The following is a 25,191-nucleotide window of genomic DNA, read 5'->3' as shown; positions in this document are numbered from 1 at the left end:
CACGTGAATTTCCAGGTCGCCAGTGGGCATGGTGTTCTCCTTGGAGGAAAGTCTTCGGCCACCACGCGGGCAGGCCGACCGATCGGGGTGCATGCAGCGGGCCAGCAGACCCACCAGCACCCGGGCTTGCCCCACCCTGGAACAGGCCCGACACCACTGTGCCGACGTGGCGCGGGGGTGATGCGCCGATGTGGGGTGCAATGACGGCGCTGTTCGACGCTGCTAATGCCCAGGGGGGCGTCCACGGCCCGCAGGCGCGCGACTGCCGCGCCGCATTCTGGCCTTAATCACTCCTGTTTTTATAGCATTCAGCGCTTACCCATCAAGCGCTAACGATCAAAACACCCCATATCATCGATGCTCAGGCCCTGCGCGCACCCGCGCCAGGGCGCCCGGCAGGTCGTTCCACCCAGGCCGGCCCGGTGCATAGCGTTGGCGCATGTAGCCCGCCAACTCGGTGATCTGCGCATCGCTGAGCGCGTGGCCGAACGCAGGCATGAAGCCTATGTCCCGCCCGGCGGGCTCGCGGATGCCGTTCACGATGACCTGCAGCAGGTTGTCGGGCCGGTCGCTGTGCAGGTTGCTGTTGAGGGCCAAGGGCACATTCACGCCCAACAAGGTGGGGCCGTCGCCGTCGTGGTGGCAGGCAGCGCAGGCGCCATCGAACAGGCGCTGGGCCTGGCCGGGCTGTGGGGCCAGCGCGGCGGCACGGGCCACGGCGGCTTGTGCCAGCTGCTGGGGCTCGTCCGCAGGCTCATGGGCGGTGAACGACGCAAGATAGCTGGCCATGGCGCGGATGTCGTCGTCCGGCAGGTGCGCCAGCTCGCGCACCACCGGCGCCATGGGGCCGGATGCACTGCCGTGTTGCGGGCTGTGGCCATCGCGCAGGTAGCGGTACAGCGCATCGGCCGTCCAGGGCACCGGCGTTTTCGCCAGGCCAGTGAGCGCGGGCGCCTCCCAGCCATCCACCATCGCGCCCGACAGGAAGGCCGCACCACCCCACTCAGCCCCCAGCGCATTGCGCGGTGTGTGGCAGGCGCCGCAGTGGCCCACGCCCTGCACCAGGTAGGCGCCCCGGTTCCATTCGGGGGGGCGGGTGGGGTCGGGTTTGAACGGGGTGGCGTCATGGAACAGCGCGTTCCAGCCAGCCATCAGGGGCCGCACGCTGAATGGAAAAGCCAGCCTGGTTGGGGGCACCTCGGCGCGCACGGCGGGCTGGGCCATGAGATAGGCATACAGCGCGGTCAGGTCGTCGTCGCTCATCTTGGCGAACGACGTGTAGGGGAACGCGGGGTACAGGTGCTTGCCATCGCGCGAGATGCCTTCGCGCAGGGCACGCTGGAAGGCGCTGAACGACCACTGGCCAATGCCGGTCTCCGCATCGGGCGTGAGGTTGGTGGTGTAGACCTTGCCAAAGGGCGTGTCCATGCCGCGCCCACCGGTGTTGGGCGTGCCACCCGGGGCGGTGTGGCACACCACACAGTCGCCCGCCGCCGCCAGCAAGCGCCCGCGCTCAATGGTGGCGGCGTTGTACACCGACACGCTTGCCGTCTGCACCACGGGCGCAATGGAGGGGCGCCATCCCAGCAGCGAGGCCCCCATGGCAAAGACGCCAGCGAGCAGCGCCGCAGCACGCGCCCAGATGCCGCGGCGCAGGGGCCAGGGGGCATCGGCCGGCAGCGAGGGGGCTGGCAATGCAGGCGCAGGCAACACATCGGCCGGTGCCACAGGCGTGCCGCCAGCATTGCTACCCGCGTGGTTGCCCGTGCCGCCGTGGTGCCCCGTGGTGGCGGCCGCCCCTGCCTGCGTGAGTGGGCTCAAGCCCGCGCGCACCACCTCGGGGGTGAAGGGCGGCGCGCGAAACCGCACGCCCGTGGCGTCGAAGATGGCGTTGGCAATGGCCGCCGTGCCGGGCACCGACGATGATTCCCCCGCGCCCAGCGGGGCCTCATCGGGCCGGGGCATGTGCATGACCTCGATGACCGGCACCTCCCGAAAACTCAGGATGGGGTAGCTGCCCCATTCGCGGCTTTCCACGGACTGCTTGACCGGCTCGAACCGCACCTGCTCCTTGAGCGCGCGGCTGGTGGTTTGCAGCACGTTGCCATGCACCTGCTGGTCAACCCCTGCGGGGTTCACCAGCAAACCGGCATCGTGCCCCACCACCACCCGGCGCACATGCACCTCGCCCGTTTTCTTGTTCACGTCCACATCGGCCACCCAGGCGGACCAGGCGGCACCAAACCCCGGCCATTTGCTGTGGATGTAGCGGGCATAGGCAAAGCCCTGTCCGTGCAGCCAATCGCCGTCCGGTGCGTTGCCGCTGCACGGCCGGGGGGCCGTGTGGGGCACCCAGCCGGCCTTGTCGGCGGTGGCCTGCACCAGTTCGGCGGCGCGCGGGTCGTCGAGCAACTGCAGGCGAAACTGCACCGGATCAACCCCAGCGGCAATGGCCAGCTCATCCACATACGACTCGTGCGCAAACGAGTTAGGCAAGGCCGACACACCGCGCAGCCATGACGACCGCACGATGGGCGCCATGTCGTTGACGGCCACGCGCAGGTTGTCATAGGCGTAGGGCGGGCGCGCGGTGCGGTCGCCCATTTCGTAGGCCTGGGCGACGGGCTCGATGGTGCGCGTGAGCAGCAGCGCCAGCAGCGGGGCGCCGTTGGAGGGGTAGGAGGTCTCGAAGTCGTAGGCCGCCACGGAACCATCGCCGTTGAGCCCACCGCGCACCTGCATGAGCTGGGCAGCGCCCTTGGGCTCCCACCGGTGCTCTTGCTCACGCGTGAGCTGCACACGCACAGGGGCACCCACGGCGCGTGAGAGCAGCGCGGCGTCGGCCGCCACATCATCGGCCGCATTGCGGCCGTAGCAGCCAGCGGCCTCCATGCGGATCAGGTCCACGTCCACATCGGCCATGCCCATCAGGCGGGCCAGGTCCGCACGCAGTACATGGGGGTTCTGGGTGCCGGCCCACACGGTCATGCGCGGCTGGCCCGCACCATCGTCCCCCCGCCACTCGGCCACCGCGCACGAAGGGCCGATGGAGGCGTGCATCTGGTAAGGCCACACATAGGTGCGCGGCATGGGGTGCTCGGCACGTGCCAGGGCGGCATCGACATCGCCCTCGTCCACCAGACGCCGTTGTGTGAACGGGTTGGCACGGATGGCCTGGGCGATGGCCTCGGGGCTGTCCTGGCGCGGAAACCCGGGCCAGTCCCTCCACACGACATGCAGATCCTGCAGGGCCTGCTCGGCCTGCTCTTCACGCTCGGCCACGATGCCGACAAAGTCGCGGATGACCACCACCGCGCGGATGCCCGGGATGTGTGCAATGGAGCCCTGGTCCACCGACTCCAGCGTGTGGCCGATGAAGTCGCCGTGGTCGGCCCCGGCGTAAGGCGGGCGCACCACGCGGCCATGCAGCATGCCAGGCACACGCATGTCGTGCACGTACATCAGATCGCCGCGCACCTTGGCCGGAATGTCCACACGCGGCACCGACGTGCCCACCACGGTGTAGTCGCCTGGCGGCTTGGTGCGGGTGTTGTCATCGAGCTGCAGCACCTCGTGGCGGCCTTCGATCAGCGCGCCATAGGGCAGGCTGTGGCCGGGCTTGTCCGGATGACCTGCGGGGGTAATGGCCCGCACCACACCGCCTTGCAGCTGCAGGGCATCGGGTGCCATGCCCAGTTGCTGTGCGGCCTGCGCCTGCAGCCATTGGCGTGCCTGCGCCGCCGCCGTGCGCAGCGGCCTGGCATGGATCTGCAGAGACGCACTCGCAATGGTGGCGCCCTGGTTGGGTGCGCTGGCGGTATCGCCCAACACCATGTGCACCTGCGCCAACGGCACATCCAGCTCTTCGGCCACGATCTGCGCCAGGGCGGTGCGGATGCCGGTGCCCAGATCCACGTGGCCGTTGAGGGCCGTGACGCTGCCGTCATCCCACACCGCCAACAAAATCTCCAGCCCTTCAGCAGGATTGCCAGCCACCAGCACAGGCTGGCCCTTGACCGGGTTGGGCGCGGGCGGCGGGTTGCGCACCACCAGCAAGACGCTCTGCGCCGCATGAAAATCCGCACGCGTGTGCGGCATGCTGGCGCGCAATGGCCGCCCGGGGTCCACACGGGTCATGGCTGCGCCTCGCGCATCAACACCGCCGCGCGCAACACAGCGCGCATGATTTCCACGTGGGTGCCGCAGCGGCACAGGTTGCCAGAGAGCTCGCGCCGGATCGTGGCCTCGTCAGGGTCGGGGGTTCGTTCCAGCAAGGCCACGGTCATCATCACCATACCGTTCAGGCAATAGCCGCATTGCGCGGCCTGGGCGTCCACAAATGCCTGCTGCACCGGGTGCAACGCGGCCCCGGCACCCGCCGCCATGCCGCGTCGCGCAGGCAAACCCTCCAGCGTGGTGATGTCACGCCCGGCCACGCCGTCCGCCGGAATCACGCAAGCCCGGGCGGCCACCCCATCGACCAGCACGGTACACGCGCCACACTGGCCCAGACCGCAACCGAATTTGGGGCCGTTGAGGCACAGGTCGTTGCGCAACACGTGCAGCAGCGTGGCCGGTGCAGCGCCGTGGGCCGGCAAGGCGCATGCCTGGCCGTTGACCACTAGGCCCGGGCGGTGGGCTGCGCCGTTGCGCGGCAAGACAGCTTGCATGTTGAACACTCCGAAATCGGTGGCCACAGGAGCAGGGATGGGCTCGAAAAAAGCGGCAGGCAGCGGGCCGGATCGGCGGCTTGAACGCTTACACGCTCAGGTAGGCCCGGCGCACCTCCTCATTGGCCGCCAGATCGGCCATGGTGGCGTGGTAGCGGATCTGGCCCTTTTCCAGCACATAGGCGCGGTCGGACACCAGTTCGGCAAAGTGCATGTTCTGCTCGGACAGCAGGATGCTCACGCCTTGCTCCTTGAGCTCCAGGATCATGTGCGCCATCTGTTCCACGATCACGGGCGCCACACCCTCCGACGGCTCATCGAGCAGCACCAGATACGGGTTGCCCATGAGCGTGCGGGCCACGGTGAGCATCTGCTGCTCGCCGCCACTCATTCGGCCACCGGGGCGTTGGGGCATTTCGCCCAGGTTGGGGAAGAGCTTGAACAGGCGTTCGGGCGTCCACACCGGGGCGGCCGTGCCGTCGGGCCAGGTGCGGGCCGGCTGGCGGCCTACTTCAAGGTTCTCCATCACCGTGAGGTCGGTGAAAACGCGGCGGTCTTCGGGCACGAATCCCAGGCCCAGGCGGGCGGCGTCATGGGGGTCGCTTTTGGAGATGTCCTTGCCCATGAACTGGATCTGGCCCTTGCGCTTGGCCAGCATGCCCATCAGCGTCTTGAGTGTGGTGGACTTGCCCGCACCATTGCGCCCCATCAGCGCCACCACCTCGCCACGGCGCACGTCGAGATCCACGTCGTACAGGATTTGCGCCGCACCGTACCAGGCCTGCAGCCCCTTGGCCTGCAGCAGCACTTCTTTGGTTTCGCTTGTTGTCATGGTCATGCCGATTCCGCAGCGGTTGCGGCTTTCTTCTCAAACGTCTTGCCGGTGCCGAAGTACACCTCCTGCACCTTGGGGTGGTCGCGCAACTCCAGCGGCTTGCCCTCGGCAATGAGCCGCCCCCGCGCCAGCACGATCATGCGGTCGGCATAGGCAAACACCACATCCATGCTGTGCTCGGTGAACAGCACCGCCATGTTGCGATCCACCACCAGTTGCTTGGTCAGCGCCATGAGGTCATTGCGCTCTTTGGGCGCCATGCCGGCTGTGGGCTCGTCCATGAGCAGCAATTTGGGTGCATTGGCCATGGCAATGGCCAGCTCCACGCGCTTGACGTCGCCATACGCGAGCACGCTGCAGGGGCGGTCGGCCTGGGCCTTCATGCCCACCTGGTCGAGCAGCGCCAGGGCTTCGTCGCGTTGGTGGTCGCTGGCCGGCCGCCATAACGAGAACAAAAGTCGGTCGTGCGACAACAGCGCCATCTGCACGTTTTCGACCACCGTCAGCGATGCAAAGGTTTCGGCGATCTGAAAGGTGCGGCCCACCCCCATGCGCCAGATATCGCGGGGCTTGCGGCCTACAAGCTCCTGCCCGTCGAGCGTGATCGACCCGACATCGGCCGCCAGCTGGCCGTTGACCATGTTGAACGTCGTGGACTTGCCCGCACCGTTGGGCCCGATCAGCGCCAGCAGCTCGCCAGCGGCCAGCTCGAAGTGGATGCCGTCCACCGCCTTGACACCCCCGAACGCCTTGCCCAGGCCAGAAACTTTGAGCAGACTCATGGTGCCTCCTTGGATGAGCGCAGGTTGTCAAAGAGCTGTCGGATGCCGCCCGCGATGCCCTGCGGGAACAGCAACACCAGCAGCAAGATGATGCCGCCGAGCATGGCGCGCCAGTAGTCGGTGTTGCGCGCCACAGTGTCGTGCAGCCAGGTGAACGTCACCGCCCCCACCACCGGGCCCGCCAGCGTCTGGATGCCACCGAGCAGCACCATCACCAGGCCATCCACCGACTTGCCGACGGACAGGCTCTCGGGCGAAATGCTGCCCTTGGAGAACGCATACAATGCCCCCGCCAGGCCCGCCACGGTGCCCGAGATCACAAACGCCGCCCACTGCATGCGCTTGACGTCGATACCGATCGCGTCGGCACGCAGCACCGAGTCGCGCCCCGCCCGCAGGGCGTAGCCAAAGGGCGAATACAACACGCGCCGCATCCACCACACCCCAGCGCCCACCAGCACCAGCGTGAGCCAGTAGTAGGTGCGCTTGTCGCTCAGCCATTCGGCCGGCCACACGCCGGTCAGGCCGTTGCTGCCCCCTGTGAACGCATCCCACTGGTAGGTGATGGCCCAGGTGATCTGGGCAAAAGCGAGCGTGAGCATGGCCAGATAGACACCCGACAGGCGTACACAAAACCACCCATACACCAACGCACCCACCGCCGCCACCAGGGGCGCCGCGAACAACGCGACCTCCATGGGCAGCTGCAGCTGGCGCACCAGCAGCGCCGCGCCGTAGGCCCCCAGGCCAAAGTAGGCGGCGTGGCCAAACGAGTGCATGCCTGCGGGCCCCATGATGAAGTGCAGGCTGGCGGCAAACAGCGCGGCTATCAGCAGGTCGATCATCAGCACCAGCGTGTAGGGCGAATTGGCGGTGGCAAACGGCAGTGCCGCCAGCACCAACACCAAGACCGCAGCCACGGCAAGGTAAACCGGGCCCGAGCGCCGCAGCGGTGCTTCAGGCATGCCCACATAACGGCTGGGGGCCTGGGGTCGCCCGAACAAGCCCCAGGGGCGCCACACCAGCACGGCAGCCATCACCAGAAAATCCACCATCAGCGTGAGCTTGGAAAACGACACACTGATGCCAAAAATATCCACCACGCCCAGCCAGATACACACCGCCTTGATCTGTGCGATGAGCAAGGCAGCCACATAGGCGCCGGGCAGCGATCCCATGCCGCCCACCACCACCACCACAAACGCGGCGCCGATGGTGTTGAGGTCCATCTCCAGCGTGGCGGGCTCGCGCGGCAGTTGCAGTGCGCCACCCAGGCCCGCCAGCAAGGCGCCCAGGGCAAACACTGCGGTGAACAGCCATGCCTGGTTGACGCCCAGCGCGCTCACCATTTCGCGGTCTTGGGTGGCGGCGCGCACCAGCGTGCCAAAACGCGTGCGTGTCAGCAGCAACCAGATCAGCGCCAGCACGGCGGGGCCCACCACAATCAGGAAAAGGTCATAGGACGGGAACTGGCGCCCGAGGATTTCTACCGCCCCCCCCAGGCCGGGCGCACGCGGGCCCAACAATTCGTCGGGGCCCCACAGCCACAGGACGGCGTCCTTGATGACCAGCACCAGCGCAAAGGTGGCGAGCAGCTGAAACAGCTCGGGGGCCTTGTAGATACGGCGCAGCAGTACCACCTCGATGAGCGCACCGAGCACCCCGACAGCCACCGCAGCCAGCAGCAGCGCCGGCCAAAAGCCCAAGGTGCCACCCAGGCGCTCGACGAGGGTGTAGGCCATGTAAATGCCCACCATGAAGAACGAGCCATGCGCGAAATTGACGATGCGCGTCACGCCAAAAATCAGCGACAGGCCCGCAGCCACCAGGAACAGCGACGAGGCACCGGCCAGACCATTCAACAACTGGACAACAAAGCCTGAGAAGCTCATTCAGATTCCTCAATTGGGGGGGGCGTGGCCCGCTGTGCCTGCGACGAATTGCGGCACCACATGGTCGAATCCTGCGCAAAGCACCACCGGACCCAGCTCGGCGCCGGGGTGGTTGAGTGCAAAAGCGCACAGGCCGCTTAGACCGCTTAGACCGTTCAGTCGGCGGGACGGAGTTTTTTGACTTCTTCGTCGGTCGGCTGGAACTTGCTGCCATCAAGGTAAACGTAGTCCACCATGACACCCTTGCCGCCGTCGTTTTTCGTCTTGCCCACGTAGGCGCCCATGGTGGACTGGTTGTCCTGCGGGCGGTAGTGAAACTTGCCAAACGGACTCATCAGCTCCAACCCCTTGAAGGCGGCAATGAGCTTTTCGGTGTCGGTGCTGCCGGCCTTTTTGGCCCCTTCTGCAATCGAGTAGATGGCCGTGTAGCCCACCACCGAACCCAGGCGCGGATAGTCTTTGAACTTGGCCTGGTATGCGTCCAGAAAGGCCTTGTGCTCGGGCGTCTTCACACCGTACCAAGGGTAGCCGGTGACCACCCAGCCAGTGGGCGCTTCGTCCTTGAGTGGATCGAGGTATTCGGGCTCGCCCGTGAGCACGCTGACCACTTCGCGACCCTTGAACAGGCCCCGGGTATTGCCCTCACGCACGAACTTGGACAGGTCAGCGCCAAACAACACGTTAAAAATCGCGTCGGGCTTGGAATCTGCCAGGGCCTGCACCACGCTGCCGGCATCCACCTTGCCCAGCGGCGGGGCCTGCTCGCCCACAAATTCCACATCGGGTTGCGCCGCCTTGAGCAGCTGCTTGAACGTGGCGACCGACGACTGGCCGTATTCATAGTTGGGGTACACCACCGCCCAGCGCTTTTTTTTGAGCTTGACGGCCTCGGGCACGAGCATTGCCACCTGCATGTAGGTCGACGGCCGCAGGCGGTAGGTGTAGCGGTTGCCGCTGCTCCACACAATCTTGTCGGTCAGCGGCTCGGCGGCCAGGTAAAAGAACTTCTTTTGTTTGGCGAAATCGGCCAGCGCCAACCCGGTGTTGGACAAGAAAGCCCCCGCCAACACATCCACCTTCTCTCGCGAAATCAGCTCCTCGGCCACGCGCACGGCATCGCCCGGGTTGGCGTTGTCATCACGGCTGATGAGCTCAAGCTTCTTGCCATTGACGCCGCCTTTGGCATTGATCTCTTCAACGGCCATCTCCATGCCCTTCTTGTAGGGCTCCAGGAAGGCGGGCTGCGCCTTGTAGCTGTTGATCTCGCCAATTTTGATGACACCCTGCGCATACACAGGGGCCAGCGTGAGGGCCAGCGCGGCAGCCGCTGTGGCGCGCATGAGGTTTCGTCGCATCGTCATGGGGAAACTCCTGAAAAGTGGGTGGGCAGGGAGATCGTTGAGGGTGGGTGATGGTAGTGCGGTGCAACGCGCTGGCGCGGGCCGAAGGGCTCAGCGCAGCCCGTCCGCGCCCTGGATTTCAGAGGCCTTCAATCCCCCGACGCGAGCCAAAGGCCGTCCGCTGTCGGTCACGACGATGGCGACCACGATTTCATTGGCCCGGGGCGCATCGGCCACGCGTGCCTCCATGGCATCAAAGTGGCTGCGCACGTAAGCGGCATCCTTGTGGCCCAAAGGCACGTCGATGGAGGTGCCCAGGCCGCCGATCTTTTTGCTGGAGGGCACGAGCGCCGCCCCTTTTTCGACCGCCACACGCAGCGGCGCGCCCAGCTTGGGGTGCAGCAGCGCCGCAGCATGTTCAAGCTCGCCGGCCTCGCCCACGATAGCGGCCTTGCCGTAGCTTTGCGCCTGGCCCGGCTCGATGCCCAGGGCCTCGACACAACGGGCGCCCAGCAGCGCCCCCAGCTCTTCACCGATGGCCACCAGTTCATCGAGGTTCTCGACATAACGGCCCGCACACGGGTTTTCAATCACGGCCATGGCAAGCGCCTTGCGCGCAGGCGGCTGTATGTCACGTCCCATTTCCACGCGGACTTCGTCGGTCTGAACGATGATTTTCCGGATCTTGGCTGGCATGTGTGGCTCCTTGGCTTTTGTATGGGGGTTGTGGGCGACGCTCAGCGCAAGCCATCCCACTGGCTGATGTCTGCGGCCTTAAGCCCACCCACACGGGCGTGGATGCGTGCGCCAGTGGACATCGCGAGGATAAAAACAATCTCGTCGGACAAGGGCGCACCGGGCACCCGGACCTCGATGGCATCAAAGTGGCTGCGCACGTAGCTCGCGTTGATGTGGGTGAGCGGCACATCCAGCGCCGCACCGGGCGCGCCCACCTTCTTGGTCGATGGCACGATAGACAAGGCATTGGCCGGTTGCCCGGTCTTCTTCTCGGCCTCACCTTTGGCGTAGGCGTTGCGGTCGCCCTTCCAGCCCAGCAGTTCACGCATGGCATACCCCCCGGGCACATGCCACAGGGCCCCATGCTCCAGCTCACCCGCAGCGCCAATAATCGCGCCTTTGCCGTATGTCTCGATGCGCTCGGCAGGCACGGCCATGGTTTTCAGCAAGCGCCGCGCCATGTCCAGCCCCACGGGCTGCAAAGCGTCCATCATGGGAAGGATGTCGGGCTCATAGCGCCCGGCATAGGGATTGGTCAGCACCGCGCCGATGGCGCCACGCAGCAAAGGCACATCCGCCACGGGCCCGAACTCGTGCCTGATTTCTTCCACATGGGTAAAAACGCGTCGTATCTGGATCATGGTGGCAACCTGTGCAATTCGTTAAGCAAATACTGAACCAACTTCGGTACCGATGATGGAACCGGGCCACCCGGCTATCACCTGCGTGGCAACATTCTCATTCGCTGTTGTCGCCACCAGCTGCCCCTGGCAGGCGAGCAGCGCACACCACAACAAACCCCGGGACTGCAATTCTTGCGCTTTTTGCAACCCTTGCTGCAACGCCCGGCGCACCTGTGCATGGTGCAGCAGCGGGACATCCACCGTGACGGGGATATCCCCCAGGTCGCTGCCATCCCGCACTTGCCGTGCGGGCAGGCGTTGAATGCGAGGGTCGGCCACATCCACGGCATTGGCCACGATGGTGGCCGCTGCATCGGCCTCGGCCGCCGTGCGCGCCAGCACCGTCACGCTGTCGGCAATGCCCAGTGACTGGCTGCGCCCTCGCCAGCCACTGGTGGCCACCCCGCGCACCGGCATGGCGCTGGTGATGTGAATCTGGCCGTCCAGCAAGAGGCCGTCGCGCAGCTGCGTGGCGTCGAGGGCAGACAGGTCGCAATACACACCCACCGCCGCCGACTGCCCGGGCGCCAGATGCAGCGCAATATCCCCGCCATTGTTGACCCAGGCGCGGTCAATGCCCGCGCCCGCATAGCAGCCCAGTATCTCTTGCGCCACCGCCCCGGCCACGGCCGCCATGGGCGTGATGAATCCAGCGCGATAAGGCGCGCAGGCCGCCCACATGCGGCGCGCCACCACGCCGCGCAGACCACAAGGGCCACGCACTGGTGCGCGCAGGGCCGGCAGCTCGTCTACCAACTGTTGCAACAGGGCTGAGAAACGCAGCCACGCCTGTTCGTGACAAGCCGCCACCACCAGCGGCTCACCTTCGGCCTGAAGGATGAGATCGATGGGGCCATGCTGAAAATGCCAGCGGCCGCCGGGCAGCGTGTGACGGGTTGCATGCATACGAAGGCCCTGGCTCAACCCAACATCGGTGGTTGGCCCAATGGCCAGGGATTGCCCGACGGCAGTGCCTGCCAGACACGCGCCTGCGGCGCACCGTCGCTGTGCCATGCACCACGTTCAAGCACCTCGCGCAGCCCCCGGATCTGATGGACGTGCCCGCCCAGCGCCTCATAGTCTGCCCGCCGCATGCTGAACTCAATCGGCGCCACGATGGCAGGGGTGGGCACGGTGCCAAAACTGCTGTCAGGCATGCGCAGCACATCGGCCATCACCGTGATGCCGCCACCGGGCCAGACGTAAGCCGGGGCACCACCACAGGTCACGTTGACCAGTGCGTTCTTGATGGAGCGCGTGAGCAGCACCGGGTTTTCGGTCACCCCCGCCCGCAGGCTGCCACCGGCCCCACCCAGAAAAAGCACCGATGCCAGCGATGGTTCGCAGTTTTCACCAATGCGCTCCACGATGCGCCGCACTTCCAGTGGCATGTCGGTTTCAACAGGCGTGAGGTTGTCGTCCAGCACGTACCAGCTGGCGTGCTCGCCGGTGGTGGATGTCATGAGCAAACGCAGGCCGGGCCAGGCCACGGCGGCGTCCCAGCCATCGATGATGGCCAGCGGGTCTGCAATGTCGGTGCCGCCCCAGCCCGTGCCCGGGTTGGCCACCTGAAAATACCGCCCCGGCGTGGACTTGCGCCCACGCATCTGTATGCCCGAAGGCACCATGCCCAGGCAACGGCCCGCCTGGTGTTCGGTCAGCACGCCGGTGATGTGGTCGTCCACCACCACCACCTCGTCGGCGTGGCCATGGAACTGCCGCGCAAAAATGCCGATGGCAGCCGAGCCGCAACCCACGCGCATGCGCTGCTCGGCCACCCCATTGACAACAGGAGCCCGGCCCGCCTGAATGACCAACTGCGAGCCGCCGTCGATGGCCAACTCCACCGACTGCTTGTTACCCAGCAACTGCATCATCTCGGCGGTGATGCGGCCTTCCTTTTTGGTGCCGCCCGTGAGATGGTGCACGCCGCCCAGCGACAACATCTGCGAGCCATATTCAGCGGTGGTCACATGGCCCACCACCTCGCCCTTGCAGCGCACATTGGCCTGCTCGGCCCCGAGGAACCGGTCGGTATCGATCTTCACCTTGAAGCTGCAGTAGCTAAAGATGCCCTCGGTCACCACGGTCACCATGTCCACACCCTGCACCTGCGAGCCCACGATGAACGGTGCAGGCTTGTAGTCAGGGTAGGTGGTGGAAGAACCTACCCCGGTCACAAACACCTGATCGGCCAGCAACAGGTCACCCGACCAGGGCTGCGCAATGGCGGCAGGGCCAGCGGGCAACGCGGCATCGCCCCCCCCTTCCACCGTGCCGCCGCCTTCGCCCCCTGAAGCAGCCTGCACCGCACCCAGGGCGAACGGCACCAGCGTGGTCTCTGCCGCCTCCAGCGTTCTGCGCAGAAACACGACAGGGTCGAGCCGCACCAGCACACCGCCTTGGTTGGCATACCGGTCGCACGCGCCGACCCGGCCTTCCGATATCTGGCACAGAACCGGGCAGGCGTTGCACTCCACCTTGCTGGTGTGCATGCGCTCGTTGCGAGACAGAGCGCGCTCCAGCACCTGAGGCAACCCGGGGGCATCCATGCCCGGAAGTCCATCTGTTTTGGTGTGTTCAGTCATGGTGGCGGCCTGCTTTTTGCGGCTCTTGAAACGCTTGTACGGTCATGGCATTTTGTGTAGCATTCACTTAACTTAAATGTTGCGTTCACTACATTTGATGCCAATGTAGCGCAATCATTCATGGTCTGCAATGGTGTTTTTGCGCACCCAAAAATGGTGCAGAAGGAGCACGAAAATGAGGCGAATGGCTCACGCCATGTGCACTGTTTGTGGGCAGCCGGGCCGCCTTGGCATGGTCCCCAGCAAGGGGTTCACGGCACCCGCGAAATGCCGCCTTGGCGAGATGCGGAACAATGGAGGGTTGTGAGCCACAAGCTTTCCGGCCCCATCTCGCGCCATGAGACGCCTGAGAGACCGAACTTCAGCCAGTTTTTTGTTGTTTTCTTAACTTTGTCGACACCAGCACCATGAGCGCCTTTCTTGATGAACGCGTCCTGACTGTCCACCACTGGACAGATCGCCTTTTCTCCTTCACGACCACACGCGACACGGCCCTGCGCTTTTCCAATGGCCATTTCACGATGATCGGCCTGCGCGGCGAAACGGGCAAACCCCTGCTGCGTGCCTACAGCATCGTCAGCCCCAACTATGAAGAGCACCTGGAGTTCCTCTCCATCAAGGTGCCCGACGGCCCGCTGACGTCACGCCTGCAGCACATCAAGGTGGGTGACACCATCGTGGTGGGCAAAAAGCCCACCGGCACGCTGCTCATCGACTACCTGCTGCCCGCCAAGCGCCTGTACATGCTCTCCACGGGCACCGGTGTGGCGCCGTTTCTGAGCCTGATCCGCGACCCCGAAACCTATGAAAAATTCGAGGAAGTGATCCTGGTGCACGGTGTGCGCGAAGTGAAGGAACTCGCCTACTACGACTACATCACGCAAGAGCTGCCCAAACACGAGTTTCTGGGCGAGATGGTGAGCAAGCAGCTCAAGTACTACCCCACCGTGACACGTGAGGAGTTCAAGCACCAGGGCCGCGTCACCACCGTGATCGAAAACGGCCAGCTGGCGCGCGATCTGGGCCTGCCCGCACTGAACCCCACGGAAGACCGCGTGATGATCTGCGGCAGCCCGGAAATGCTGCGCGACCTCAAGCACATGATGGAAGAGCGCGGCTTCAACGAAGGCAACACCACCAAACCCGGTGACTTCGTGATCGAACGCGCGTTCGCGGAGCAGTGAACCCCGGCGGGCCCCACGCCTGAGGGCCCGCACCATCCACCAGGACCCGCCATGGCTGCCACACCCACCAGGACCCGGACAACGGCCGCCCCCTCCGCATCGGCTCGCAAAACGGGGGTGCGCGAGCAGGCGGCGCAGACCACGCGCGACAATATCCTGAAGGCCGCCACCAAGGTGTTCGCGCGGTATGGCTACGAAGGCGGCAGCGTGGAGAAGATCTCCAAGGCCGCCAAGTCGTACGACCGGATGATCTACTACTACTTCGGTAGCAAGGAAGGCCTGTTCATCGAGGTGCTTGAAGAAGCCTACCGCCGCATGAACGATGCCGAGTCGCGCCTGGACCTGGACACCGGCAACCCCCTCGAAGCGCTGCAGGCCGTCATTCGTTTTGTGGTGGGTTACTACCGCAAACACCCCGACTTCGTCACCCTGCTCAACACCGAAAACCTGCACAAGGGCAAACACATCGCCAAGTCGATGCGCGCCCGCGAATACTCGTCGCCGGCCATCGAGGTGATTCGCCGGGTACTGGACAGCGGCCAGGCACAAGGGGTGTTTCGCCAGGACATCGCGGCCCGTGACGTATACCTGCTGATTGCCGCCACGGGGTATTTCTACATGTCCAACCGGCACACGCTCTCGGCGTTTCTGGGCGAAGACCTGGAGGCACCCGAGGCGATGGCGAACTGGGAGCTGTTTGTCATCGACAGCGTGCTGCGCACGGTCGCCCCCGAACGCTCGCCGCCACGGCGCAAGGCGAACTGATCCCCCGTTTTCGGTAGTGGCCCGGCCAGGGCACTGCCAGTCACCCCACCCACGAGGAGAAACCATGGCAGAAGCAGCAGCAGGCGGCAAGTCGGGCAAGGTCGTCATCCAGAACATCGGCCTTTTATTGTCCGGTGACCTCGATCACCCGATTCTTGAAGCCGATACCATCGTGGTGAACGACGGCCTCATAGCGGCGGTGGGCCGCTACAAGGATTGCGACACCGAACACGCCAACACCGTGATCGATGCGCGCCAGACCTGCGTGGCACCCGGCCTCATCGACAGCCACGTGCACCCGGTTTTTGGCGACTGGACACCGCGCCAGAACCAGATCGGCTGGATCGACTCGACCATGAACGGTGGCGTGACCACCATGGTCTCGGCCGGCGAAGTCCACCTGCCCGGCCGCCCCAAGGACATCGTGGGCCTGAAGGCTCTGGCCATCACCGCGCAGCGCTCGTTCGACAACTTTCGCCCCGGCGGCGTGAAGGTGATTGCGGGCGCCCCCGTGATCGAAAAGGGCATGACCGAGCAGGACTTCAAGGACCTGGCCGATGCGGGTGTCACGCTGCTGGGCGAAGTCGGCCTGGGTTCCGTCAAGGCAGGCTACGAGGCCCAGCAAATGGTGGCCTGGGCGCGCAAGCATGGCATCCAGAGCACCATCCACACGGGCGGCCCGTCCATCCCGGGCTCAGGCCTGATCGACAAGGACGTGGTGCTCGAGGCCGATGCCGACGTGATCGGCCACATCAACGGCGGCCACACCTCGTTGCCCTGGAAGCATGTGTGCGAGCTGTGCGAGAAGTCGTCCCGCGCCATCGAGCTGGTACACAACGGCAACGAGAAGATCGCCATCCAGGCCGCGCGCGCCGCCATCGAGCTCAAGTGCCCGCACCGCGTGATCCTGGGCACCGACGGCCCGGCCGGCTCGGGCGTGCAGCCGCTGGGCATGCTGCGCATGATTGCGCTGATATCGAGCTTTGCCGACATCCCCGCCGAGCTGGTGTTCTGCTTTGCCACAGGCAACACCGCGCGCATCCGCAACCTGAACTGCGGGCTCATCGAAGTGGGCCGCGCCGCCGACTTTGTGTTCATGGACCGCGCCCAGCACACCGCCGGCGCCACGCTGCTCGAAAGTGTGCAGCTCGGCGACATCCCGGGCATCGGCATGGTGATGATCGATGGCTTGGTGCGCTGTGGCCGCAGCCGCAACACACCGCCAGCCACAGAGATCCCGGTGGTGCTGTAGCCCCGCGCTGCAGGCGCTCAGCACACCGCAGTCACCCACAAAAAAGGGCTCCAGGGTTGGCGCCCTTTTTTTGGAGGGGATGCGGGGCCGTGGCGGCACCCACACGGCGCAGGCCCCAGGGATCAGTAGGTATCTGCAACCCGCACGGCGCCAGGCTGGGCCTGCGTGTAGGACCCGGCACTGCGTCCGTCGCCGCCACCCTGGTCCACGCGAAAACCCTTGCCCTGCAGCACCACGGGCGTGCCCACGGCGGTGGGTTGCGCGCGCTGAAAGCGGCGCACCGATCCGTCGTCCATGCGCACCGACACCTCATACACCGTGTGGGTGCGCGTGCGCTGCTCCACCTTGTGGCCGACATACCCGCCACCGACCGCGCCCAGCAGCGTGGCCGCAGTGCGTCCGTTGCCCTTGCCCACTTGGTTGCCCACGACAGCGCCCAGGACGCCACCGGCGACTGCGCCCACGCCCGTGGCGGGGGCCGCCTGTTCCACTGCCTGCACCGACTCCACCCGGCCGCAGCTTTGGCACACCGGCGCTTGTGCACGCGCGGCTTGCATGGCCTGCGCGGGCGGCGCCCAGCCTGGCGACAGGCCCTGCCCCCCGGACTGTGTGCCTGCGCGTGAGGATGCCGCACCATTTGCTCCGTTATTGATAGCTGATTGCGCAGACTGCATAAGCGCTACAGGCCTTTTTTCATCAATAATTTGAGACTCGGGCGTGCGGGGTGCCAGGCTTGTTTGCGCGACCTGCACCGCCTCTGCTGCGCTGGCTGACGGTGGGCGCTGCTGCAGCACCAGCGTGGCCCCCAGTGCCAACACGCTCGTGCCCAGCACACCGATGGCGACCCACATCCATTTGAGGCTGTGGGCACCCGCCGGGGCGGCGGCCAAAGGGGTGGTCGGGGCGGTGCGGGGTTCTGTGGTGAGGTTCATGGTGGTTTTACTTCCCTGTTGTTGTGTGAGTGGCGCGAACGATCAGCAAACTGCCTAACGTGTCTAACGCGCGCGGTGGGTGCAAAGGTACACAGGCTGCGTCAACGCAGCGCCATCGCTTTGTAAGAGGGGGTAATCGTTTGGGGCCGCGTGGCAAGGCCCACGCCACAGCGGCAGGCGCAGTGCCGCCGACGCCAGCGCCTCGCGCCGCCCCCTATCGCGCGCCCCCACATTGGTTGCGAACATTTACAGCTCCCGCGCCTTCGGGTGCGGCGATACGGCCTCGAACGCCTGCGCGCAGCTAGCCGAAAAAAGCAGGATGGCCGACGAAAAATAGATCCACATCAGCAGCACCACCAGCGAGCCGGCCGCGCCGTAGGCCGACACCACGGCCGCCGTGGACAGATACCAGGCCAGCAGCTGTTTGCCCAACGTGAACAGCAGCGCACCCACCAGCGCCCCCATGACCAGGTAGCGCATGGAAGGCTTGGGGCCCATGCCGATGCGCATCAGCCCCACAAAAAGCGCCACCGCAAACCCAAAGGCCACGGCTTCATTGACGATTTGCAGCAGGGGGGCCAGCGGTGCAATGGACAAGCGCGATCCGGCCCAGCCGGCCAGCACATTGATCAGCGTTGAAAGCGCCAGCGACACCAGCAACAAGAATCCCAGTGCCAGCACATACGCCAGCCCACGCAGCCGCAGCGAGGCCATGCGCCACCAGGCGGCCCGTTGCTCGGGGGCTGCTCCATCGCGCCGCCACAGGCGCTCCAGGGCCGACTGCAGCTCGACAAACACCCCGGTGGCACCAGACAGCAGCACCACAAACCCCAGCATCGATGCCAGCCTGCCCTCGGCGGGCTCCCGCGCACTGGCCATGGCCTGGCGCACCACGTCGGCCACCTGTTGCCCCATCACCGACTGCACTTGCGAGACCAGGTTGGCCTCCAGATAGCTGCGATCCATCCACCAGCCCAGCACGCCCACCAGCAACAGCAGCAGCGGCGCCAGGCTCAACATGCCATAGAACGACATGGCCGCGCTCATGCGCAGGCCGTCGGCGTCCAGCCACATCTGCACGGCGCGCCAGAAAGGCTCCACCCACCGCCACAGGGGCATGAGCGGGCGGGAAAAACGCTGAAGAACGGGGGGCACAGTCATCGCACCACATTAACCCTTGCAGGCGTGATGGTCCATCCGCCGTTATCGCGGTCAGAGGTAGGCCCGATCCCACAACACCACCCGCAAATGCAAGTCGCAAGCCAACGGCAAAAAAGCGCCGGGCCATGCGCCATATCAATGCCGGGCTGTCGCGCAGGCGCCAGCGGCCCTCCGCCCATCGGCACGGCGAGTTTCGCAGGTGACAGCAACCGTTTTACAGGGCCTGCCGCGCCGCATAGCATGGGCTCCGATTCCCCGCACTGCCTTTGCACATCACGCCTGTTCAGACACCTGTTCACACGCCCCGCGTGCCGCCACCTCATGCATCACCGGCGAACGATGGCTCCCCAGCCCTTCTTTTCTTCTCATTTTTCACGAAAGCACTTTCCATGAGCGTCAAGCAACTCTTCGATCTCACCGGCCAGGTGGCCCTGGTCACCGGCGGCTCGCGCGGTCTGGGCCTGCAGATGGCCGAGGCGCTGGGCGAGATGGGCGCCAAACTCGCCATCACGGCACGCAAGGCCGATGAACTGGCCGAGGCCAAAAAACACCTGGAAGGCCTGGGCTATGAAGTGCTGACGGTGACCAACGATCTGCAAAAGACCGAAGACATTCCCGGCCTGGTGGACCAGGTCGTCGCTCGCTTTGGCACCATCGACATCCTGGTCAACAACGCGGGTGCGACCTGGGGCGCCAAGGCCGAGGACTACCCCGACGCTGCCTGGCACAAGGTGATGGACCTGAACGTGAGCGCGCCGTTTTTCCTGTCGCGCGAGGTGGGCAAGCGCTGCATGATCCCGCGCGGCAAGGGCTCGATCATCGTCACGGCCTCGGTGGCGGGCCTCAAGGGCACACCGCCGGGCATGAACACCATCGCCTACAACACCTCCAAGGCAGCGGCCATTCACTTCGCGCGGACGCTGGCGTCCGAGTGGGGTCACTACGGCATCCGCGTCAACGCGATCTGCCCCGGCTTCTTCCCCACCAAGCTCGCCAACGGCCTGATTGAAAAACTCGGCCCCGCCATGATCGAACGCACGCCGCTGCGCCGCATCGGCGGCGATGAAGACCTCAAGGGCACGGTGGTGTTCCTGGCATCCGCCGCATCGCGCCACATCACGGGCGAAGCCATCGTGGTCGATGGCGGCGCCAGTCTGATCTGACCACCCCGCACAACCCCACCCATTCCGCAGAAAGCGAACCCCCATGGATTTCACCTACCCCCCCAAGGTCGTCGCCTTGCAAAAGCGCTTGACGGCCTTCATGGACGAGCACATCTACCCGGCCGAATCGGTGTACCACCACGAAGTGGCCGCCAACCGCAAGGCCGGCAACGCCTGGCAGCCCACGAAGGTGATGGAAGAACTCAAGGCCAAGGCCAAGGCCGCCGACCTGTGGAACCTGTTTCTGCCGGAGTCGAACCTGGGCGCGGGCCTGACCAACCTCGAGTACGCGCCCCTGTGCGAAATCATGGGCCGCTCGCACATTGCGCCCGAGGCCTTCAACTGCTCGGCCCCCGACACCGGCAACATGGAGACGCTGGCGCGCTACGCCACGCCCGAGCAGCAACAGCGCTGGTTGCTGCCATTGCTCGACGGCAAGATCCGCTCGGCCTTTGCCATGACGGAGCCCGACGTGGCTTCGTCGGACGCCACCAACATCGAAGCCCGCATTGAACGCGACGGCGACCACTATGTGATCAACGGCCGCAAGTGGTGGACCTCGGGCGCGCCCGACCCGCGCTGCGAGATCCTGATCTTCATGGGCAAGACCGACCCCGACCATGCCAACCGGCACCAGCAGCAGTCGATGATCCTCGTGCCCATGGACACACCCGGCGTGACCATGGAACGCGCCCTACCCGTGTTCGGCTACGACCACGCGCCCCACGGCCACGGCGAGGTGAGCTTCGCGAACGTGCGCGTGCCGGTGGCCAACATCCTGCTGGGCGAAGGGCGGGGTTTCGAGATCGCCCAGGGCCGCCTGGGCCCCGGGCGCATTCACCACTGCATGCGACTCATCGGCGTGGCCGAGCGCGCGCTCGAGCTGATGTGCCAGCGCGCCCTGGGCCGTGTGGCCTTTCACCGGCCCGTGGCCGACCAGGGCGTGACGCGCGAACGCATTGCCAATGCGCGCATCCTGATCGACCAGGCGCGCTTCCTCGTGCTCAACGCCGCGCAGATGATGGACACGGTGGGCAACAAGGTCGCGCGCAAAGAAATCGCGATGATCAAGGTGGCCGCGCCCAGCATGGCTTGCCAGGTGATCGACTGGGCCATGCAGGTACACGGCGGCGGGGGCGTGAGCGACGACTTTCCGCTGGCAGCGGCCTACGCCCAGGCCCGCACCCTGCGGTTTGCCGACGGCCCGGATGAAGTGCACCGCAACGCCATCGCCAAAGACGAGCTGGCCCGCCACATGAAAAAGGGTTGAATACCCCGACGGATGACCGGGGCCGATGGGGGGCACGGGCGCATGACGCAGTCACGCAGTCACACAATGACCTCGGCCCTGCGCGCAGCCCCGCATTCCGCCATGCCCAGAGCCTGCACCCTTCACGGTGCACCCGCTTCCTATCCAACTTTCTCCACCTTTGCATGTCTGACCGCCACCTTGCCCACTGGCCCCCCGGGCTGTCACGCCACCTCACGCTGCCGCAGACCAACCTGTTCCACAACGCCGAGGTGTCTGCGGCACGCTACCCCGACAAGCCCTTTTTGGTGTTCTACGACACGCTGGTCACGTTCCGGCAGTTCCAGCAACAGGCCGAGCACATCGCGGGTTTTCTGCAGCAGGTGTGTGGCGTGAAGGCGGGCGACCGCGTGCTGCTGTACATGCAGAACAGCCCGCAGTGGATTTTGGCGTTCTACGGCATCCTGCGCGCCAATGCGGTGGTGGTGCCGGTGAACCCGATGAACCTCACCGACGAGCTGCGCCACTACGTACAGGACAGCGGCGCCACCGTGGCCTTTGTGCCTCAGGACCTGCATGCGCAGGCCCAGCCGCTGGTGGATGTGGCGGGGAGCGAAGGCACACTGCAGCACCTCATCGTGGCCGCGTACAGCGACTACCTGCAGGTGCCCACCGACCTGCCCGTGCCCGCTTTCGTGTCGGCGCCGCGCCAGGCCATTGATGCACCCGGCGTCACGCTGTGGAGCAACATGCTGGCGCAGCAGCGCACCCCCGGCCCCATCACCACCGGGCCCGACGACCTGTGCGTGATGCCCTACACCTCGGGCACCACGGGCCACCCCAAGGGCTGCATGCACACCCACCGCAGCGCCATGAGCACGCTGGTGGGCGGCGTGCAGTGGTTTTCGCGCACGCAAGACGCCACCTACCTCGCCGTGCTGCCGCTGTTCCACGTCACCGGCATGTCGGGCAGCATGAACGGACCGCTGTTCATCGGCGCCACCGTGGTGGTGCTGCCCCGCTGGGACCGCGACGCCACGGCCCAACTCATGCAGCGCTACCGCATCAGCATCTGGCAGGCCATATCGACCATGGTGGTGGACTTTCTGGCCAACCCGCGCATCGCCGACTACGACATCAGCAGCATCCAGGCCATACGCGGCGGCGGCGCGGCCATGCCCAAGGCCGTGACGCAGCGCCTGAAGGAGCTGACCGGGCTCGACTACGTGGAGGGCTACGGCATGTCCGAAACCATGGCCGCCACCCACATCAACCCGCCGCACCGCCCCAAGCCGCAGTGCCTGGGCATCCCTGTGTTTGACGTGGATGCGCGCGTGGTGGACCCGGCCACGTTCGCCGAACTGCCCCCGGGCGAAATTGGCGAGATCGTGGTGCATGGCCCGCAGGTCATGCAAGGCTATTGGAACAACCCGCAGGCCTCAGCCGACAGCTTTGTGACGCTGGACGGCAAGCGCTTTCTGCGCACCGGCGACCTGGCGCAGGTGGACGAGGACGGCTACTTCTTCATGGTGGACCGGCTCAAGCGCATGATCAATGCGTCGGGCTTCAAGGTCTGGCCCGCCGAGGTCGAGGCCATGATGTACGCCCACCCCGCCATCCAGGAGGTGTGCGTGATCGCCGCGCACGACGAGCGCCGGGGCGAAACGGTGAAGGCCCTGGTCGTGCTGCGCGACGCCTTCAAGGGCCAGGTGAGCGAGCAGGCCATCATCGACTGGAGCCACGACCACATGGCCGCCTACAAAAGCCCGCGCATCGTGCAGCTTGTGGACAGCCTGCCCAAGTCCGGCACGGGCAAGGTGCAGTGGCGTGAGCTGCAGGAGCAGGAGCGCAGCCGCGCCGCCAGTGCGTCGGCATGAGGCGCCCAGCCCGAAGTTCCTTCATATCGCTATTATTTTGATAGCTTCTTGTGCTTACCCTATTGCGCCAGAGGCCAAAAACACCTTAAAGCCTGTTCAAACCTTCGCTGACCCTCCATGAACCCCACCGCCCTCGCCCGCCTGCGCTCCGTGCTCCAAACCCATGTGGACCAGGGCCTTCTGCCCGGCGCCGTGGCGCTGGTGCACCACCGGGGCCATACCGTGCTGCACGAGGCCGTGGGCCACCAGCGCCCGCCCTCCACCGAGGCGGCGATGCCCGCGATGGCACCCGACACGGTGTTCCGCATCTACTCCATGACCAAGCCCATCGCCTCGCTGGTGGCGATGATGCTTATGGAAGAAGGCCGCCTGCTGCTGTCACACCCCGTGGCGCACTACCTGCCCGCGTTTGCCGGGCAGCAGGTGTTTGACCCCGCCACCGGCACCACCACACCCGCGCGGCGCGAAGCCACCGTGCACGACCTGCTGCGCCACACCGCCGGCCTGAGCTACGCCTGGGAGACCGGCACGGTGCCCGACGCCTACCGCACCGCCCGCATCGGCTCGCGCCGCCACAGCAATGCCGAGCTGGCCGCCGCGCTGGGCCCGCTGCCGCTGGTGCACCAACCCGGCACCTGTTGGGAATACAGCCGCGCCACCGACGTGCTGGGGGCCGTGCTGGAAGTGATCGAGGGCGAGAGCCTGAGCACCATCCTGCAACGCCGGGTGTTCGGCCCCCTGGGCATGCAAGACACGGGCTTTGCGGTGCCCGCCGCGCAGCAACACCGCCTGGCCGAACCCTTTGCGCGCGACCCGCAGACCGGGCTCAGCATGCCGCTGATCGACGTGACCGCCCTGTCCGCATTCGAGTCGGCCGGCGGCGGGCTCGTGTCCACCGCCAGCGACTACGCGCGTTTTCTGCAGCTCATGCTGGGCCGGGGCACAGCATCGGGGCCCAACGGCCCCGTGCGCCTGCTGGGCCGCGCCACCGTGGACTTCATGACCGCCGACCACCTGGACAATCTGCCCGTGGCGGGCGACATCCTGCCCACGGGCTACGGCTTTGGCCTGGGGGTGGCCGTGCGCACCGCCACGGGGCTGACCACACGCCCAGGATCGGCAGGGCACTACAGTTGGAGTGGCCTGGGCGGCACCTTCTTTTTTGTGGACCCTGCGGAAGACCTGTTTGCCATCCTGCTCACCCAGGCGCCCGGCCAGCTGCGGTATCTGTGCGAGCTGTACCCGGCGCTGGTGTATGCGGCGCTTCAATAGGACACCCCCCCTGAGGAGCTTCGCTCCTTCCCCCCGCTCTCGCGCTGCGCGCGGGCAGGGGGACGACGCCCTCGCTGCGGGGCGGCCCTTGCTCGGCGTCCCTCGACTGGGCAGCGCCAGTTGCAACCGCTGCGCATGGCAACGGGGGCACCGGCTTACACTCAACGCCCAGTCACGGCACGCGACACAGCCCCACCCGCAGTACGCAAGCCCGTCCCCCAGACCTCTTTTTTGAACCTATGCAGATTCGCTGCGCACTGGTCGGCATGCCCGGCTCGGGCAAATCCACCGTCGGCCGGCAACTGGCCCACCGGGCGGGTGTGCCCTTCATCGACCTGGACCACCGGCTGGAACAGACCCTGGGCACCACCATCCGCAGCTTTTTCGAGGCCGAGGGCGAAGCGCGCTTTCGCGACATCGAAGCCCAGGTGCTGGCCGACGTGGCCCGCCAGCCCGGCGGCATGGTGCTGTCCACCGGCGGCGGCGCCGTGCTGCGCCCCGAAAACCGCGAAGTGCTGCGCCAGTTCGGCAACGTGCTGTACCTGCGCGCCTCGCCCGAAGAAATCTACAAGCGCGTCAAACACGACAAGACCCGCCCGCTGCTGCAAGGCGGCAACCCCATGGACAAGCTGCGCGCGCTCTACGCCCAGCGCGACCACCTGTACCGCGAAACCGCCCATTACGTGATCGAGACCGGGCGACCCTCGGTGCATACGCTGGTCAACATGGTGATGATGCAGTTGGAGATGGCGGAGAGCGCGGGCGCGGGCGCTCCCGAAGCGCCCAGCCCCGGCGCCTGAGACCTCGC

20 protein-coding genes are annotated in these 25,191 nt (G+C 66.0%); 8 read left to right on the top strand and 12 right to left on the bottom strand.

Features of this window, described 5'->3' with window-relative positions; translation table 11 throughout:
* Positions 1–351 precede the first annotated feature (351 nt).
* From KI609_RS01205 to KI609_RS01160, 10 genes are all read right to left on the bottom strand, one after another.
* Positions 352–4,137: a molybdopterin cofactor-binding domain-containing protein gene (locus tag KI609_RS01205; RefSeq protein WP_226446309.1), complete on the bottom strand. Its 3,786-nt coding sequence runs from the start codon at positions 4,135–4,137 to the stop codon at positions 352–354.
* Positions 4,134–4,670: a (2Fe-2S)-binding protein gene (locus tag KI609_RS01200; RefSeq protein WP_226446308.1), complete on the bottom strand. Its 537-nt coding sequence runs from the start codon at positions 4,668–4,670 to the stop codon at positions 4,134–4,136. Before KI609_RS01200 ends, KI609_RS01205 begins: the two co-directional genes overlap by 4 nt.
* Positions 4,671–4,758: 88 nt before the next feature.
* Positions 4,759–5,508 carry an ABC transporter ATP-binding protein gene (locus KI609_RS01195; protein ID WP_226446307.1) on the bottom strand — a complete coding sequence of 250 codons (750 nt, stop codon included), beginning with the start codon at positions 5,506–5,508 and terminating at the stop codon, positions 4,759–4,761.
* On the bottom strand, positions 5,505–6,287 hold the full coding sequence (locus tag KI609_RS01190; RefSeq protein WP_226446305.1) for an ABC transporter ATP-binding protein: 783 nt from the start codon (positions 6,285–6,287) through the stop codon (positions 5,505–5,507). The genes KI609_RS01195 and KI609_RS01190 overlap by 4 nt, the downstream gene beginning before the upstream one ends.
* The gene (locus tag KI609_RS01185; RefSeq protein WP_226446303.1) at positions 6,284–8,179 is read right to left on the bottom strand and encodes an ABC transporter permease; all 1,896 of its coding nucleotides are present in this window, start codon (positions 8,177–8,179) and stop codon (positions 6,284–6,286) included. Before KI609_RS01185 ends, KI609_RS01190 begins: the two co-directional genes overlap by 4 nt.
* 155 nt (positions 8,180–8,334) lie before the next feature.
* Positions 8,335–9,540, bottom strand: coding sequence for an ABC transporter substrate-binding protein (locus KI609_RS01180; RefSeq protein WP_413463359.1), 1,206 nt, complete (start codon positions 9,538–9,540; stop codon positions 8,335–8,337).
* Between the two features lie 90 nt (positions 9,541–9,630).
* Positions 9,631–10,215 (bottom strand): amino acid synthesis family protein, encoded by a 585-nt coding sequence (locus KI609_RS01175; RefSeq protein ID WP_226446302.1) that lies wholly within the window; start codon positions 10,213–10,215, stop codon positions 9,631–9,633.
* Between the two features lie 41 nt (positions 10,216–10,256).
* The gene (locus tag KI609_RS01170; RefSeq protein ID WP_226446301.1) at positions 10,257–10,898 is read right to left on the bottom strand and encodes an amino acid synthesis family protein; all 642 of its coding nucleotides are present in this window, start codon (positions 10,896–10,898) and stop codon (positions 10,257–10,259) included.
* 21 nt (positions 10,899–10,919) lie between these two features.
* Positions 10,920–11,846, bottom strand: a complete 927-nt coding sequence (locus KI609_RS01165; protein WP_226446300.1) for a UPF0280 family protein — start codon at positions 11,844–11,846, stop codon at positions 10,920–10,922.
* A gap of 14 nt (positions 11,847–11,860) precedes the next feature.
* Positions 11,861–13,528, bottom strand: a complete 1,668-nt coding sequence (locus KI609_RS01160) for a 6-hydroxynicotinate reductase (RefSeq protein ID WP_226446299.1) — start codon at positions 13,526–13,528, stop codon at positions 11,861–11,863.
* 407 nt (positions 13,529–13,935) lie between these two features.
* Between KI609_RS01160 and KI609_RS01155 the strand changes: the two genes are divergently transcribed.
* The 3 genes from KI609_RS01155 (at position 13,936) to KI609_RS01145 (ending at position 16,729) form a co-directional block, all read left to right on the top strand.
* Positions 13,936–14,712, top strand: coding sequence for a ferredoxin--NADP reductase (locus tag KI609_RS01155; RefSeq protein WP_226446297.1), 777 nt, complete (start codon positions 13,936–13,938; stop codon positions 14,710–14,712).
* A 51-nt stretch (positions 14,713–14,763) separates the two neighbouring features.
* Positions 14,764–15,477, top strand: coding sequence for a TetR/AcrR family transcriptional regulator (locus tag KI609_RS01150; RefSeq protein ID WP_226446295.1), 714 nt, complete (start codon positions 14,764–14,766; stop codon positions 15,475–15,477).
* Between the two features lie 64 nt (positions 15,478–15,541).
* Positions 15,542–16,729 carry an amidohydrolase family protein gene (locus tag KI609_RS01145; RefSeq protein WP_226446292.1) on the top strand — a complete coding sequence of 396 codons (1,188 nt, stop codon included), beginning with the start codon at positions 15,542–15,544 and terminating at the stop codon, positions 16,727–16,729.
* 122 nt (positions 16,730–16,851) lie between these two features.
* Here KI609_RS01145 and KI609_RS01140 read toward each other — a convergent pair whose 3' ends face one another.
* Positions 16,852–17,661 (bottom strand): glycine zipper 2TM domain-containing protein, encoded by an 810-nt coding sequence (locus KI609_RS01140; RefSeq protein WP_226446290.1) that lies wholly within the window; start codon positions 17,659–17,661, stop codon positions 16,852–16,854.
* A 246-nt stretch (positions 17,662–17,907) separates the two neighbouring features.
* Positions 17,908–18,780, bottom strand: coding sequence for a YihY/virulence factor BrkB family protein (locus tag KI609_RS01135; protein ID WP_226446289.1), 873 nt, complete (start codon positions 18,778–18,780; stop codon positions 17,908–17,910).
* Positions 18,781–19,211: 431 nt separating this feature from the next.
* On the opposite strand from KI609_RS01135, the gene KI609_RS01130 reads away from it, so the two are divergent.
* From KI609_RS01130 to KI609_RS01110, 5 genes are all read left to right on the top strand, one after another.
* On the top strand, positions 19,212–19,985 hold the full coding sequence (locus KI609_RS01130; protein ID WP_226446288.1) for an SDR family oxidoreductase: 774 nt from the start codon (positions 19,212–19,214) through the stop codon (positions 19,983–19,985).
* A gap of 43 nt (positions 19,986–20,028) precedes the next feature.
* On the top strand, positions 20,029–21,255 hold the full coding sequence (locus tag KI609_RS01125) for an acyl-CoA dehydrogenase family protein (RefSeq protein WP_226446286.1): 1,227 nt from the start codon (positions 20,029–20,031) through the stop codon (positions 21,253–21,255).
* 164 nt (positions 21,256–21,419) lie between these two features.
* Positions 21,420–23,111, top strand: coding sequence for a long-chain fatty acid--CoA ligase (locus KI609_RS01120; RefSeq protein WP_226446285.1), 1,692 nt, complete (start codon positions 21,420–21,422; stop codon positions 23,109–23,111).
* A gap of 117 nt (positions 23,112–23,228) precedes the next feature.
* Positions 23,229–24,383 carry a serine hydrolase domain-containing protein gene (locus tag KI609_RS01115; protein WP_226446284.1) on the top strand — a complete coding sequence of 385 codons (1,155 nt, stop codon included), beginning with the start codon at positions 23,229–23,231 and terminating at the stop codon, positions 24,381–24,383.
* 239 nt (positions 24,384–24,622) lie between these two features.
* Positions 24,623–25,183 (top strand): shikimate kinase, encoded by a 561-nt coding sequence (locus KI609_RS01110; RefSeq protein ID WP_226446282.1) that lies wholly within the window; start codon positions 24,623–24,625, stop codon positions 25,181–25,183.
* Positions 25,184–25,191: the final 8 nt, after the last annotated feature.

The organism is Acidovorax radicis, from assembly GCF_020510705.1.
Classification (GTDB): Bacteria; Pseudomonadota; Gammaproteobacteria; order Burkholderiales; family Burkholderiaceae_C; genus Acidovorax; species Acidovorax radicis_A.
Note: the sequence above shows the minus strand (reverse complement) of the source record. Positions and strands in the feature narration are given on the sequence as shown.

Bases quoted from the DNA above. Each gene is read 5' to 3' on its own strand.
- KI609_RS01155 (WP_226446297.1), top strand. From the start codon at position 13,936: ATGAGCGCCTTTCTTGATGAACGCGTCCTGACTGTCCACCACTGGACA.
- KI609_RS01120 (WP_226446285.1), top strand. From the start codon at position 21,420: ATGTCTGACCGCCACCTTGCCCACTGGCCCCCCGGGCTGTCACGCCAC.
- KI609_RS01140 (WP_226446290.1), bottom strand. From the start codon at position 17,661: ATGAACCTCACCACAGAACCCCGCACCGCCCCGACCACCCCTTTGGCC.
- KI609_RS01115 (WP_226446284.1), top strand. From the start codon at position 23,229: ATGAACCCCACCGCCCTCGCCCGCCTGCGCTCCGTGCTCCAAACCCAT.
- KI609_RS01185 (WP_226446303.1), bottom strand. From the start codon at position 8,179: ATGAGCTTCTCAGGCTTTGTTGTCCAGTTGTTGAATGGTCTGGCCGGT.
- KI609_RS01200 (WP_226446308.1), bottom strand. From the start codon at position 4,670: ATGCAAGCTGTCTTGCCGCGCAACGGCGCAGCCCACCGCCCGGGCCTA.
- KI609_RS01190 (WP_226446305.1), bottom strand. From the start codon at position 6,287: ATGAGTCTGCTCAAAGTTTCTGGCCTGGGCAAGGCGTTCGGGGGTGTC.
- KI609_RS01110 (WP_226446282.1), top strand. From the start codon at position 24,623: ATGCAGATTCGCTGCGCACTGGTCGGCATGCCCGGCTCGGGCAAATCC.
- KI609_RS01195 (WP_226446307.1), bottom strand. From the start codon at position 5,508: ATGACCATGACAACAAGCGAAACCAAAGAAGTGCTGCTGCAGGCCAAG.
- KI609_RS01170 (WP_226446301.1), bottom strand. From the start codon at position 10,898: ATGATCCAGATACGACGCGTTTTTACCCATGTGGAAGAAATCAGGCAC.
- KI609_RS01205 (WP_226446309.1), bottom strand. From the start codon at position 4,137: ATGACCCGTGTGGACCCCGGGCGGCCATTGCGCGCCAGCATGCCGCAC.
- KI609_RS01175 (WP_226446302.1), bottom strand. From the start codon at position 10,215: ATGCCAGCCAAGATCCGGAAAATCATCGTTCAGACCGACGAAGTCCGC.
- KI609_RS01135 (WP_226446289.1), bottom strand. From the start codon at position 18,780: ATGCCCCTGTGGCGGTGGGTGGAGCCTTTCTGGCGCGCCGTGCAGATG.
- KI609_RS01125 (WP_226446286.1), top strand. From the start codon at position 20,029: ATGGATTTCACCTACCCCCCCAAGGTCGTCGCCTTGCAAAAGCGCTTG.
- KI609_RS01180 (WP_413463359.1), bottom strand. From the start codon at position 9,540: ATGACGATGCGACGAAACCTCATGCGCGCCACAGCGGCTGCCGCGCTG.
- KI609_RS01165 (WP_226446300.1), bottom strand. From the start codon at position 11,846: ATGCATGCAACCCGTCACACGCTGCCCGGCGGCCGCTGGCATTTTCAG.
- KI609_RS01160 (WP_226446299.1), bottom strand. From the start codon at position 13,528: ATGACTGAACACACCAAAACAGATGGACTTCCGGGCATGGATGCCCCC.
- KI609_RS01150 (WP_226446295.1), top strand. From the start codon at position 14,764: ATGGCTGCCACACCCACCAGGACCCGGACAACGGCCGCCCCCTCCGCA.
- KI609_RS01130 (WP_226446288.1), top strand. From the start codon at position 19,212: ATGAGCGTCAAGCAACTCTTCGATCTCACCGGCCAGGTGGCCCTGGTC.
- KI609_RS01145 (WP_226446292.1), top strand. From the start codon at position 15,542: ATGGCAGAAGCAGCAGCAGGCGGCAAGTCGGGCAAGGTCGTCATCCAG.